This is a genomic window from Shewanella sp. BC20 (assembly GCF_003129585.1).
GTDB lineage: Bacteria > Pseudomonadota > Gammaproteobacteria > Enterobacterales > Shewanellaceae > Shewanella > Shewanella seohaensis.
This window is the reverse complement of record NZ_NHRI01000004.1, coordinates 115,744-129,328: the sequence shown is the minus strand read 5'-3', so window position 1 is coordinate 129,328 and position 13,585 is coordinate 115,744. Positions and strand designations below refer to the sequence as shown.

The 13,585-nt window shown below is 49.5% G+C and carries 13 protein-coding genes; 6 read left to right on the top strand and 7 right to left on the bottom strand.

Going from position 1 to position 13,585, the window contains the following annotated elements; all coding sequences use genetic code 11:
• Positions 1 to 21 precede the first annotated feature (21 nt).
• The 3 genes from CBX96_RS06330 (at position 22) to CBX96_RS06320 (ending at position 3,337) form a co-directional block, all read left to right on the top strand.
• Positions 22 to 987, top strand: coding sequence for a sensor domain-containing diguanylate cyclase (locus CBX96_RS06330; RefSeq protein WP_011626108.1), 966 nt, complete (start codon positions 22 to 24; stop codon positions 985 to 987).
• Complete coding sequence (locus CBX96_RS06325; RefSeq protein ID WP_011626109.1) at positions 987 to 2,210, top strand: AraC family transcriptional regulator; 1,224 nt, start codon at positions 987 to 989, stop codon at positions 2,208 to 2,210. Before CBX96_RS06330 ends, CBX96_RS06325 begins: the two co-directional genes overlap by 1 nt.
• 344 nt (positions 2,211 to 2,554) lie before the next feature.
• A complete protein-coding gene (locus tag CBX96_RS06320) occupies positions 2,555 to 3,337 on the top strand; it encodes a CLCA_X family protein (RefSeq protein ID WP_011626110.1) in 783 nt (260 codons plus the stop codon).
• Positions 3,338 to 3,347: 10 nt separating this feature from the next.
• On the opposite strand, the gene CBX96_RS06315 is transcribed toward CBX96_RS06320, so the two are convergent.
• Both CBX96_RS06315 and CBX96_RS21650 read right to left on the bottom strand, forming a co-directional pair.
• Positions 3,348 to 4,304 carry a hypothetical protein gene (locus tag CBX96_RS06315; RefSeq protein WP_011626111.1) on the bottom strand — a complete coding sequence of 319 codons (957 nt, stop codon included), beginning with the start codon at positions 4,302 to 4,304 and terminating at the stop codon, positions 3,348 to 3,350.
• Between the two features lie 614 nt (positions 4,305 to 4,918).
• On the bottom strand, positions 4,919 to 5,380 hold the full coding sequence (locus CBX96_RS21650) for an MBL fold metallo-hydrolase (RefSeq protein ID WP_258294184.1): 462 nt from the start codon (positions 5,378 to 5,380) through the stop codon (positions 4,919 to 4,921).
• Between the two features lie 229 nt (positions 5,381 to 5,609).
• Here CBX96_RS21650 and CBX96_RS06305 point away from each other — a divergent pair, with 229 nt between their 5' ends.
• The 3 genes from CBX96_RS06305 (at position 5,610) to CBX96_RS06295 (ending at position 7,607) form a co-directional block, all read left to right on the top strand.
• Positions 5,610 to 6,779, top strand: coding sequence for a PepSY domain-containing protein (locus CBX96_RS06305; protein WP_109286102.1), 1,170 nt, complete (start codon positions 5,610 to 5,612; stop codon positions 6,777 to 6,779).
• Entirely contained in the window at positions 6,779 to 7,243 is a 465-nt protein-coding gene (locus CBX96_RS06300; RefSeq protein WP_109286101.1) for a hypothetical protein, read from the top strand. Before CBX96_RS06305 ends, CBX96_RS06300 begins: the two co-directional genes overlap by 1 nt.
• Positions 7,244 to 7,340: 97 nt before the next feature.
• Entirely contained in the window at positions 7,341 to 7,607 is a 267-nt protein-coding gene (locus CBX96_RS06295; RefSeq protein ID WP_109286100.1) for a hypothetical protein, read from the top strand.
• A gap of 156 nt (positions 7,608 to 7,763) precedes the next feature.
• On the opposite strand, the gene nth is transcribed toward CBX96_RS06295, so the two are convergent.
• From nth to rsxC, 5 genes are all read right to left on the bottom strand, one after another.
• Entirely contained in the window at positions 7,764 to 8,405 is a 642-nt protein-coding gene (nth, locus tag CBX96_RS06290) for an endonuclease III (protein ID WP_011626118.1), read from the bottom strand.
• Positions 8,406 to 8,471: 66 nt separating this feature from the next.
• Positions 8,472 to 9,170, bottom strand: a complete 699-nt coding sequence (locus tag CBX96_RS06285; protein WP_109286099.1) for an electron transport complex subunit E — start codon at positions 9,168 to 9,170, stop codon at positions 8,472 to 8,474.
• Positions 9,163 to 9,801 carry an electron transport complex subunit RsxG gene (gene rsxG, locus CBX96_RS06280; protein WP_109286098.1) on the bottom strand — a complete coding sequence of 213 codons (639 nt, stop codon included), beginning with the start codon at positions 9,799 to 9,801 and terminating at the stop codon, positions 9,163 to 9,165. The genes CBX96_RS06285 and rsxG overlap by 8 nt, the downstream gene beginning before the upstream one ends.
• A gap of 53 nt (positions 9,802 to 9,854) precedes the next feature.
• Positions 9,855 to 10,904 carry an electron transport complex subunit RsxD gene (gene rsxD / locus CBX96_RS06275; protein WP_109286097.1) on the bottom strand — a complete coding sequence of 350 codons (1,050 nt, stop codon included), beginning with the start codon at positions 10,902 to 10,904 and terminating at the stop codon, positions 9,855 to 9,857.
• A gap of 80 nt (positions 10,905 to 10,984) precedes the next feature.
• A complete protein-coding gene (gene rsxC / locus CBX96_RS06270) occupies positions 10,985 to 13,585 on the bottom strand; it encodes an electron transport complex subunit RsxC (protein WP_109286096.1) in 2,601 nt (866 codons plus the stop codon).

Below are 13,585 nucleotides of genomic sequence, written 5' to 3'. Positions count from 1 at the left end.
TTATTAAACAAGGTGTGTATTTTGGAAACTCCTGCAAAATCATTACGACTCGCCAGCGTCTATGGCGTGAGTCTGCTGATCATCTTTATGGTGCCTTTACTGCTTTGGCAGAGCACTACGGCCAAAACCGTAACGGCGGTGGATTGGTTTGATGTGGTTACCGAGGGCGCCTTATTTGTGCTCGGCATGTGCTGGCTGATGGTGATGGTCTCGGTGCGCCCCTCGGGTAGAGTGACAAATCTGTTGATTGCGGGCCTCTCAAGCTATTGTTTGGGTTGTTATTTGGATTTACTGGACGAGATTTTTATTGTCAAAACCATTCCTGTATATAACTGGTTTGAAAAGATGCCCACGCCTGTCGGGCTGCTGGTGTTGACCTACGGTTTATGGTTATGGCGCGATGAGCAAACCGTCGTGAATCGCCAGCTACAAACTCGGGAGCAGTTTCACCGCGAACATCAGTTAACCGACGGCTTGACCCTGCTCAATGATGCCAAGGCATTCGAACAGCATCTCATTAGACAAATATCGCAAAATCAATCATTTGGTCTGATTATGCTTGATGTCGATAATTTTCATCAATACAACGAATCAAACGGCGTTGAAGAGGGCGATAGGCTGTTGTCCCAGTTAGCATTGTGGTTAAGCGCGAACCTAAGAAGTCCGGATTTAGTCTGCCGTTATGCTGGCGATCGCTTTATCATTCTGATGTGCGGCGCCATTCCGCCATTAGTGAGTGTGATGGCAGAGCAGATACAGCAAGGGGTGAGGGAGTTGGGCTGCTCTGTTTCAGTGGTTTGGACGCTACCCTCTCCTAAAGCATTGGATAGGCAGGACAAGCAGAATAGTCCAAAGGCTGAGGCTGCAACGCTGTTGCAATTATTGAATCAAAAAATATCACAGCAAAAAGTGTATCGCGCCTCAGCGGCACCTTTCACTCAGCCGTTTCATTCGCGCAGCACCTCGACTGAAAGCGGGCTTAACTGATGCGCGCGCTCGCCACATGGCAGGATAAATGTATCGATAGCCAATTGCTGGTGGCAAGTTTAGTAATGTTGTTTAAGCAGCGTGAACTGGATACTGATAAGTTACTGCGCGGGACGGGGATTTTTATCGCGGATATTCGTAAACCCGATCACCTTATTAGCCCCAAGCAATTATCACGACTGCTGGATAATGCGCTCTCCCTGTGGCCAAGTGGCGATTTAAGTTTTTTATTGGGTCAACGTTGGTTGCCATCCCAAAGCGGCGCGCTGACGGCGGCCATGTTTTGCGCGCAGGATTTACAGGCATTAAGCCGCGTTTGGCATAAGTATCATTGGCTCACTCAGCCCTGGCTGCAAACTTGGTGCTGTCAAGGCGAGCATGAGTGGCATTATCTCGTGAGTCTTGACTTAGGTATGCAGCGCCATCGGCAATTTTTGATTGAGCTGAGTCTGTCGTCGCTCACCGCTGCCTGTAAGCAGCTGCTTGGGCAAGCTTGGCGTGGCAGTCTGTGTTTTCCCTACCGCGCGCCGGATAATTTGGCCCATTACTATAAATACTTTGGTACCGACTTAAGTTTCGATGCGCCCCTTTGCCGGATTTCAATGACTAAAGCCCAGTTGCGTCTACCCTCATTATTTGCGCGCCAGAGCGCGGCCTATGCCGTATCAACTGGGGAAGAGAGGGATGACAATCTCATTCATCTTAGCGCTAGTCATTCTGCGGGTGACTCACTAACCTTAGTATCTCAAGCCACAGCGTCGCAAACTATCGTAACTCAAGCCACAGCGTCGCAACCTATCGTGTCTCGTCAGAATAGGCTGGATCAGGCGCCAAACATAATGTCAGCGCCAGATATCGCTCCAGCGCCGAATATGACCCTCGCGGCTCGCCAAGCGTTGTTAGCGCACGAGTTTCGCCTTGGGTTGGCGGGTGGGATCCGCCTTAAACTGATGCGCAGCACTCTTTCCTTGCCAGAGATGGCACAATCGCTGGAGATGAGCCCCGCAACCTTGAAACGCCGCCTGACGGAGATGGGCTTAAGTTACGGGCAACTTGTCGACGAAACGCGTTTGATCCGGGCGCTGTATTTTTTAGCCGAACCCGAGCAAGATGCGCACACGATTGCCAATTCTCTATCCTTTAGTGATGCCAGTAATTTCAGGCGTTCCTTTAAACGTTGGACAGGTCAATTGCCTGCGTATTTCCGCTTTTGGTTAGCCTAGCTCCAATTAGCTTAGATCCCATTAGCCAAGGCCCCAATTAGCTTAAACAACAGCCCCCGCGATTTCCCTCCAGACTGATGATAAATAAACCACTCACATCCATTTCTGAATGACTATTCGTTGATTTGCATATTTGTTAGAAAATTTCCGAGGGTTATAGTTTTATTTATGCAAATTCGCGAATAAATACTCAAAATGAATTTTGTGTCTGTGTCATTGTTTATGTGAGTGTTTATGTGAGTATTAAAGCGCCTTGCCTCGTTGAGGGGCTGGACTGTAAATGCTGTTTTGTTTCACTTAGAATAACTGTCCTCGACCTTTCACTTGCCGTTTTAAGGGATCGCGTGCTAATCCATCAGCAATACCATCGTCATGGCCCCGATTATCGCTTTGGGGAGCAAATGACTTTTCTCGATGTGAAGCAAACATTTGGTTTTAGCCATGTACGTGTGGGACGTTGGGTCACGCGCGAGGAGTCATTAATTGCTGCGAATTTGGTATTTGATTCGCTGGCAGATCTTGCCTTTATCCTCAATTTACCGCCGTTGACCTTAGGGCTAAGGCAAACCTTAAGCCTTGCCTTTGGCCATGGTGGGCAAAAGGGTGTGCAGGCACACTATGCGCCAGGGGCGCGAGAATTGGCATTAGCGAAAAATGCGGGAGCAGGAGCGCTGGCCCATGAGTTTTGGCATGCGTTTGACCACTATGTTGCCCCTAAGGCGTTTTCGCGCGCCACGGGGCGTTTTAAGTGCGCCAGCGATCTCTGGCTTGCGGATCAGCCGCTCATTGAGCATCCGCTAAATCAGCGTTTAGCCGAAATTTTTCGAGTGACATTACTCTCCGAGGACAATTTAGAGCCGAGTGATTATGTCCGCCGCGCAATAGCTTTAGATAAGCGTTATGGCGCGCAGTATTTTGCTAAGCCGACGGAAATGATGGCGAGGGCCTTTGAGGCCTGTATCGAATCCTATCAAGGGATCCAAAATCCCTATTTAGTCTCTGGCACGCGCTATTCAGCGCTGGCAAAGGAAGGGGCCTACCCCGATGAGCCACATAGACAACGTATCTTCAATGCCTTGATTGCCTACTTTGAGCCATTAGGCATGGCGTTAGGGAAAACCGGATAAATCTGATGCGCTAGTCCGTGAGTTGCTGCTGGCAATAGGCGAGCTGGTAGCGAATGGCATCGAGGGTCTGCGAGGCGGCATAATCCATCAGATACCAAGGGCTGATTTGGCTTTCGGGCTGATGATTAAAAAACAGTGACTCGCATGCTTTAAGCTTCGATTTTTCAGCAAATTGTTGCCAAATCGCACTGGGTGTAAGGGCGAGTTTGGCAAACTGTTCACGTAGTTGTTGCTTTGTTTGCTCACTTACGTTTGGCGTAAGTGTGGATTGCCTGAGTAAATCCAGTTGGCTGAAGGGATCTTCAAATCGTTCGTTTCGGTCAGTGTGGTGAGTTGGTTTACTCTCTGCGCCATTAGTCTCACAGGCCTTAGGCATGCTCTCCCACGGTGTTAAGGTAAATTCCGGCCAATCGATACGCTCGCATAGCAGCGTTTGGGCGATTCTTCTCTCCCCGAGCCAGTTGTGTACCATACAAGGCAAATGAATGTTGTCTGGCAGGTCCATACTGCGCTGTAAGCTCGGCAACAGCGACATCCGCTGAACTTGTACCTTTTTGGCTAATGACATCATTAACACGACTGTGGTTAGGCCCGATGAAGGCCAGCAGCCGAGGGAAGGGGTGAGATCGGTTGCGACTTGGGTCAGAGCCTTTGCCAGTTGCACGCCTTGGGGATGACCTTGCACTTCGAAGGCATACTGAGATTCGGCAAAGCCACCATTGGCAATATTGACCACTTGGCCATGGGAAGATACATCTTCGGGGCATTGGGTGCCATTAAAGATAAAGGTGAGTCCTTTGTTTGCGGGTTGCCAGTCGCCCGAAGCGTTACCGATAATGGTGGCCTGCTCAAGCTTGAGCTGCTCGGCTAATGTGCTTAACGAAATCCTGGGTTGTGGCTCAGCCAATTGACGGTGCATATGCGTATGTGATTGAGGCGCATCGGCTAAGGGCTGTGGATAGGACATACTCGCAAGGACTCTGTAAAACAAAGAGGCTAATTGTACTGGAACTTCCCCGCTGACTAAAGGGCTATTCCCTATCGATGCTCGGTAGATTCATGAATAAAATTTCACAATAACAGTACGTTAGACTGTTTTATCAAGGTTTGATGGGGAGCTTAGCGTATAAATACACACTTGCAACCTGATGCCATCGAACGCCTTTTTGAACTCATTATTTAGCGTTTTTAGTGAGTTAACTAAATGGCTCACTGAATGATTTAGTTGCTATTGGCTGGTGTGCTAAGACGCGCTTTTTCAATCACGCTAATGGTTCTTTCGATAAATCTCCTTAAAGCCTTTGGCGGTAGAAAAGGGGATTTACCCTCCTGATTAAAGCGTGCAATAAGGGGCGCGACCTGTGGATGTTGAATGATGTCCTCCACACTTTTGCCCGCATCTAGCTGTGTCTCAATCAAGTGTACCCAATCGTTGGTGTTTTGCTGAAAGCTGCGAAGTGATGCTTTATTACTTGGCTTACCATGTCCCGGCACGATAAGGCTGTCTTCATCGCCGAGGCGTAAAATGTGGTTGATTGCCGCATTAAAGCCGCGTATGCCACCGGCATAAAATGTGGGGTGCTAGCTGTTATCGACAATATCGCCGACAAATAGGCTGTTGCTTTGCGGATGAAAATAGATCCTGTCGGCGGCAGAATGGGATGAAACTTGGATGGTCACTATCTCTGCCAAGAATGGCTGCGCTGAGGCTAGGCTTTGTGTTGGCGCTAAGCTGGCACCTTGTTGGATAAAATATTGATTACCGCCGGTATGATCGGCGTGTTCATGGGTATTCAAGATAAACTTAACGGGTTTGCCATAGAGGGATTGAACGGTACGACTTAAGGCATCTAAGTGTTCATCCCCTGGCATAGGGTCGATAAGCACTAAGCCCTCGCTCGTTGATAGCACACCGATATTGGTTCCGTAGTCCACACCCTTCAATAGCTGTAGTTGATCAGAGACTTTTTCAACACTGATGGTATCGGCGTTGGCTGCAAAACAGCATGTAACAAAGACGAGGGGAGCTAATGCTTTAAACATGTAGGCAAGCCTATGATTAAGTGTGAGTGTTGAAATCTATACGCATCAAATCTATTCGCATCAAATCGATACGCATTATTAGCGTCAGTCAGCTGTCTCGCCAACTCTCACATCTGCTTAATTTGTGACAAATCTTATAAACCTATCGTATTATCAATATGTCGTATTGATAACAATTCGTATTAACCTTACACTATCGGGATTCTAAAAGAGGTAGGAACAGTCCCCCATGGCGAAAATAAGTAATCGCTTCTGGTTTATGTTACACGGTTGGGTATCTTTGCCCATCTGGATTTTATTCAGTTTTATCTGCTTAACGGGCACGGTTGCCGTACTCAGTCATGAACTGACTTGGCTGACCAACCCCGCTGCCCGTGCGCTCAATCCAGAAGAGCTGCCCGCGAAACCCGTCGATGAATTAATGCTGGTGGTCGAAAAGGCCTATCCGAATGCGCAGGTGATGGGTGCTATGACCTTTGAGCCTTACTTAGTCAATGCGATTACCTTTACCGATGCTGATAAACCTTATGCTATCGCCTATGTGAATCAATATACGGGACAAATTCAGCAGATAAACGAAGGTCTAACCTTTATTGGCTTTATGCGTTCTTTGCATGGTTGGCTGTTGTTTCCTTGGCAAAGCGGTTACAGCGTCGGCTATTACCTTGTTTGTTCTATGGCACTCATGATGCTTGCTTCATTGATTACTGGGTTAATCGTTTATAAGCGTTTTTGGCGCAGCTTTTTTGCACCCAAACTTAGACTTACCCAAGGGAAGAAAACTTTACTCTCTGATTTGCATAAATTATCCGGCGTCTGGTCGATTTGGTTTATTGCAATTATGAGCCTGACAGGGCTGTGGTATTTAGTCCAAGCTATCTTCTGGCATGCGGATATTGATATCGAGCCCCATGCGCCTATGATTGCCGCCGAGCAAGTGCCGCTGATGCAAGCGGGTGATCCACAAGCGCCAAGCGCCAATGTTTCTTTTACTGAGGCCTTAAGTTTAGCGAAGCAGCGCTTTCCCGATTTTCAGCCAAGTTATGTGATGCTGCCTGAGCATCAACGGGATATGTATCATTTGAGTGGTAGTGGCGATCATATTTTCTACGATCAATATTCCTACAACCTCAGTATCAATCCGTGGACGGGTGAGATTGCTAGCGCGACCTCGCCAGACACCATGACAGGTATGCAAACCTTAATGCATATTGCCGATCCGCTGCATTACGGCACCTTAGGCGGGATTTGGACTAAATTGATTTGGTTCTTCTTTGGGCTAGTGCTTTCGGGCATGTCGATCACCGGTTTTATGATGTGGGGATTACGCCATGTCCGTGCCTTTAAACAGGCCGAAACCAAAGACTTAGCCGCAGATATGTTAGGGGAGGCACGCTAATGGCATCATCGGTATTTTGGTTAAAACATAAATACAAGCTCAGTGGTTTGATTTTGATCTTACCCTTAGTGTTTCTCTATCAGTCGCTTAACCCGAGTTTTCCCCCCGCGTGGCCGAGTCAGCAATTAGGTGAATTTAAAATCGCGCCAATGCCGTTAGATTTAAAGGCACCTTATAAGCACCACGATGAGTACGTAAAAGATTTTATGTTGATCTTTGAACAGGGCAATGTGGCCCATATTCGCCAAGGTTATGCCAATATCGGCCCAGAGGCTCTGCCTTTAGAAGCCCTACAAAAAGGCGAAAATGGAGTGTTGCATGGCAGCAAACATGGCCAGCATGTGCATGCGATTACTGGCGCTAAGTTAGCGGCAACGGACAGCTTGTGGGTGTCGATTCAAAATTGGCAGGGTGAATGGTTGGTTAGCCAATGGCCCGTACCCGAGGCGGTGTTAGTTCAGTAATACCGCTAGTAAATTGTTTGCAGTAAAAAGGCCCTCAGGTGCAAACTGTGCCTGAGGGTTATTTTTTATCGGATAGGCTGACTGCAAAGGATTGGATATGGAATTTACGAATGCAGAACTTGCGCTAATCACTGCCGCGAAACAAAAAGTGCAAATGGCGCAGCGGGTGCGAGTTGGGGTGATTATTTTACTTATCTTAGGCACGCTTACGCTGCTGGCAGGATTTTGGAGTCACCGGTACGCGATTTATATTGCCTTTGCGCTGGTGGTCTTTGCGGTCGCGCTACCTCAGTTTGGCCAAGGGCCCAAATATGAAGAATTGCTCGCCCTATTGCAGCAAAAAGCCGCTCAGCAAAACGATTAATCTGCGCCACAGTACTAATCAAACTACTAATCACAGTGCTTAGAACGGTGCTAAAACAGCGCTAATAACAAAAGGGCTTTCAGCAAGATTGAAAGCCCTTGTTACTACTTGTTCATTCCGTTAGTTAAAGTGCTTAACAACAGCCATATGGCGCCCTTATTCTTCGGGATAGACCTTTTCCTTAAACTCGCAAAGGTCCTCAATTATGCAACTCCCACAGCGCGGTTTGCGAGCCAGACAGGTATAGCGGCCATGCAGAATAAACCAGTGGTGTACATCGACTTTAAATTCGGCGGGAACAACCTTTAACATGCGCTCCTCGACTTCGACCACGTTTTTACCGGGGGCAAATTTAGTGCGGTTTGCCATGCGAAAGATATGGGTGTCGACGGCGATGGTCGGCCAGCCAAAGGCGGTATTAAGCACCACGTTGGCGGTTTTACGACCGACACCAGGAAGCGACTCTAGCGCCTCTCTGTCCTCCGGAACTTCGCCATTGTATTTTTCAATCAAGATCTCACAGGCTTTAATCACATTAATGGCCTTGTTGTTATACAAGCCAATCGTCTTGATATATTCCTTTAATCCATCCACGCCTAAGGCATAAATACTGTGGGCGGTATTGGCGACTGGAAACAGTTTATCGGTCGCCTTATTCACGCTCACATCGGTTGCCTGCGCCGATAAAGTCACCGCCACCAGTAATTCAAAGGGACTGGAGAAATTCAGCTCGGTTTCGGGTTTGGGATTGTTTTCGCGAAGGCGGGTGAGGATTTGGATGCGTTTTTCTTGATTCATAGTGATCCTTGTAAGTAGTGGGTTTAACGCTAAACCCACTACTTAAGCTGTTATCTCAATAAGGGCTTAACTCACTTTGGTGATCCGTGCCCGAGTTACACTTGGTTGTACAGCCGCTTTGGGTTGACGCTCTTTAAGCTTTTTATCGATAACGTTTTTCAGGGCGATAAGTAGGCCCATCACAATAAAGGCGCCGGGTGGTAACATCGCCAGCAGGAAGGGGGTATCGACTTGCCATACCTGAATCGTTAAGGCTTTAGCCCATGGGCCGAGCAGTTGGTCGGCGCCATCAAAAAGGGTGCCTTGGCCGAGAATTTCGCGCGTTGCGCCAAGAACCGCTAAGACTAAGGTAAAACCAAGCCCCATCATCAGTCCATCGAAGGCGGCGCTAAAGGCATTATTACGGGAGGCAAACGCTTCGGCGCGGCCAATGATAATGCAGTTGGTCACAATCAGCGGCAAGAAGATCCCTAAGGACAAATACAGGCCATAGGCGTAGGCGTTGATCAGTAGTTGCACCGCCGTCACCAGCGCGGCAATGATCATCACAAACACGGGGATACGGATTTCCTTAGGCACATAGTCACGTACCAACGAGACTAAAATGTTTGAGCCTATCAGCACCAACATAGTGGCGACCCCAAGCCCGAGGGCGTTGGTGAGGGTGGCCGTTACGGCTAACAGGGGACACAAACCCAGTAATTGCACTAAGCCTGGGTTGTTTTTCCACAGTCCTTGCCAGGCAATTTCGCGATAATTAGTCATGGTTGGCCTCACAATTCAGAGGTTGGCTGAAAATCTCTGCTTGATGCTGAGTAAAGTACCATACGGCGCGCTTAACCGCTTTCACATAGGCGCGTGGTGTGATTGTAGCGCCAGTAAATTGGTCGAAATCACCGCCGTCTTTTTGCACTTGCCATTGCTTATCATCTTCTGATTTAAGCACTTTACCGACGAATTGCGTCACCCAGTCGGATTTACGTAAATCGATTTTATCCCCAAGGCCTGGGGTTTCTTGGTGGGCGAGTGTGCGCACGCCTAACACTTCACCTTGGATATTGATGCCCACAATCAGCTTAATATTGCCGTTGTAACCATCGGGGGCGATGGCTTCTAGGGCGATAGCAACGGGTTTACCGGCAGCGGTAGCGATATAGGCGGGCATGGCATCTTCGGTGCCGAGCGCCTCTTTATCCTGCAACAGAGTGCATTGCGCGGTCAGCTCATTGTCATGGAGGTCATCAGGGATCAGTTGATGCAACACGCGCATCAATTCCTGCTGCTCTTGCTGCTTAATTTTGTCTAAGGTCTGTTGATTGACCACTGCGACTAAGCCCGTGCAGAGCAAGGCAAACAGGGCAAGTAACAGACCATTTTTAATCATTGGATTATTCACTTTTATTCCTCAAGAATCTTTGTTCAAGCATGCTTGATTCTTTTGCCACAGGCCTAGGGCGCTGAATGGCCATAGGTGCGCGGACGCACATAGTAGTCAATAAATGGCGCGCACAGGTTTGCGAGCAGCACGGCAAAGGCGAAGGCATCGGGGTAGCCACCTTGGGTACGAATGACATAGACCAAGACGCCAATTAATGCGCCGAAAATCAAACGGCCGCGCGGACTGGTCGCCGCGGTGACAGGATCGGTCGCAATAAAGAAGGCGGCGAGCATGGTCGCGCCCGAGAATAAATGGAACAGTGGACTTGCCTGGGTATCGGGCGAGAGTAAAAAGCCAATGCTCGATGCCACAAATAATCCCGCCAATACGCCGGTGCTGATATGCCAACGGATGGCTTTTAATTTAAGTAGCACTAAACCGCCAGCCAAATAGGCTAAATTGACCCAAAACCAACCTACGCCAGTGCCGCCATCGAATATGCTTTTAGCCATACTTTCGGTGGTAGTGAGCCCTAAGGACAGATCGGTTTTGAGGGTATCGAGCGGAGTCGCCATACTGATCCCATCGATACCAAGGCGGAATTGCTCCATGCCACCATGGGCGCCGACATTGAAGATCAATTGCAAACTATCGATCACACTTGGGGTATTGAGCGCAACCGTACTTGGCGCAATCCAACTGGTCATCTGTACAGGGAAGGATACCAGCAGTAACACATAGGCGGCCATCGCGGGGTTGAACAGGTTATGGCCTAGGCCACCGTAGAGGTGTTTGACGATAACAATCGCAAACACTGTGCCCATAACGATCATCCACCAAGGTGCCAGCGGCGGGATCGCAACCCCGATTAAGATCGCCGTCAGCATAGCGCTGTTATCGCTTAAGCTCGCTTTGATGCTGCGGTTACGCAGTTTCATTACCGAAGCTTCACAGCTTAGGGCGACAATAATCGCCAGTAACACTTGAATAAGTGTGCCCCAGCCGAAAAAGGCGCATTGCACCACAAGGCCGGGTAACAAGCATAAAATGACCCTTTGCATAACCGTTGAAGTATGCAAATTACGGGTAACATGGGGTGATGAGGCTATTTTAAACGCCATTGTGATCCCTTTTATCTAATCTTGAGTCACTGATTTTTAAGCTAATCATTTTTAAAGCACTGAGGTTAAAACCCGCAGTGCTATTCATTTGCGTCGCTGATCGCATTCGCTTCTCTGGCCGCTTTTTTGGCTTTCGCACGGGCAACGGCAGCAGCGACCTTGGCTTTCTTCTCATCTTCGGGACTGAGTGGCGCGCTTGGTTCTGCGACTGAGCTTGATTTATTGCCTGATTCAGAGTCTGGTTCAGAACCTGACTCAATGTCTGATTCCGGCTTAGCAACTGCGACTAACTCGGGCTGAACTTCGGTAACCTCAGTCGACTCAGCCTGCTGCGCGGCGGCTTTTTTGGCTTTCGCGCGGGCAACGGCCGCAGCGATCTTGGCTTTCTTCTCATCTTCGGGACTGACTGGCGCACTTGGAATAGAGCCTGACTCTGATTCTGGCTTAGCATCTGCGACTAACTCGAGCTGAACTTCGGTAACCTCAGTCAATTCAGCCTGCTGTGCGGCGGCTTTTTTGGCTTTTGCGCGAGCAACGGCGGCAGCGACCTTGGCTTTTTTCTCATCTTCGGGACTCAGTGGTGCGTTTGGTTCAGCGACTGAACTTGATTCATTGCCAAATTCAGAGCTTGAAGCTGGCTGAGCGTCTGCAGCTAGCTTGGGCTGCTCGTCAACAACATCAGTTGATTCAGTTTGCTGTGCGGCGGCTTTTTTGGCTTTTGCACGGGCAACGGCTGCAGCGACCTTGGCTTTTTTGTCATCCACTTCTGCGTTAGCAGTCGTTTCTGTTGCTGGCTTATCTGTGTTGTCTGTCGCAACGTCAGTGTCGTCAATAGCATCCGAGTCAGCCTTCAACGCCGCTTTTTTCGCTTTGGCGCGAGCGATGGCTGCGGCGACTTTATCTTTTTGCGATAACGTCTCAGCCTGCTCAGTTGGCTCGCTTTGCTCAGAAGATACCGTTTGTTCAGAAGAGACTGCTTGCTTAGAGGATTCTGCATCATCCGCACTTTGAGCTGCAGCGGCAGCTTTCTTGGCTTTAGCGCGGGCAATCGCGGCGGCTACGGCTGCTTTCCCCTTAGGCGCCTCAGTGCTGTTTGCATCAGCATTCACGACTTCGGCTGGCGCGTTATCGGCTGTGGTTTCTGCCGCAGCGGCCTTTTTGGCCGCGATCCGCGCCATGGCTTCGGCAACGGCATTTTTATCCGTTGAGCTCATGGTCGCTTGACGACGCGCAGCGGCTTCCTTAGCCTTGGCTTCGCGGGCGAGTTTTTCTTCTTCGAGGCGTTGAATACGCGCCTCGAAGCGCAGTTTGGCGCGCTCGGCTTGATGTTTCTCATCGGCGGCTTGTTTTAGTGCCGATTTAGCGATGCGGTAGTATTCCACCAGTGGAATATCACTGGGGCACACGTAACTGCAGCAACCGCATTCGATGCAATCTTTAAGGTTGTAGCTGGCCGCCTTGTCATATTCTTCGGCTTTTGCATGCCAAAACAGCTGTTGTGGTAGCAAGAGTGCTGGGCAGGCGTTGGCACATTCGCCGCAGCGGATACAGGCCTTTTCCTCTGGAGTAGTTCCAATCTCTTGACTGCTTGGCACCAAAATACAGTTTGTGCCCTTTAAAATTGGCACTTGGATGGTGGGTAACGCATGGCCCATCATAGGACCGCCAATAATCACTTTTTGATCGGCTTCGGCGTTAAATTCAGTATATTTGAGCACATGTTCAACGGGCGTGCCTATGGGTAACCAATAGTTGCCGGGCTTACCGACATTTTGGCCGGTAACGGTAACCACTCGTTCAATCAACGGTTTACCTTGGGTCACCGCTTGGTGAATCGCAAACGCGGTTCCCACGTTATGCACGACAATCCCAAGCTTAGCCGGGATGGAGCCTGAGGGCACTTCACGCCCCGTGATGATCTGAATAAGCTGCTTTTCACCGCCAGAAGGATACTTGGTTGGTATCGCCGTCACCCGCGTGCTGCCCGCAGGGAGCGTGGATCGACTCACCGCCTGTTGCATGGCTTTGATGGCTTCGGGCTTGTTGTCTTCGATAGCAATCACAATACGCTTGGGCGCGAGGAGACGATGGATAATCCCAATACCCGCTAGAATGTCTTGGCTGTATTCGCGCATTAAGCGATCGTCGGCGCTGATATAAGGCTCACATTCCACGCCGTTGATAATCACTAATTCGATTTCACTGACGGGATTCAGCTTGATATGGCTTGGGAAGGCGGCGCCGCCCATACCGGCAATGCCTGCACCATGGATTTTGGCAATCATCTCTTGATTGCTAAGCTCAATTGAGCCTGGCGTTAACTCGCACCAGCGGTCTTCACCATCGGCGGCAATCACGCAGGTATTCACCGGCAAGGCCGAGGCGTGGTTACTGGCTCTTGGCTCAATGGCGACGACAGTGCCAGAGGTTGGCGCATGTACTGGCAAATGCCAAATCGAGGTGCCTTGAGTTAATGGCGCGCCTTTTAATACTTTGTCACCCACTTTGACTGCAAGGGTGCAGTTTTCGCCCACCTGTGGCACAGGTACAAGGTATTCCTGCGCTAAGGGCAGTTGGCAAATCGGTGTGGTGTTGGAGAGGAATTTGACTTCAGGCGGATGAATGCCACCGGGTGAGCGCCAAAGGGTTCCTTTATCTAATTGATCTAATAAAGTCAGCAC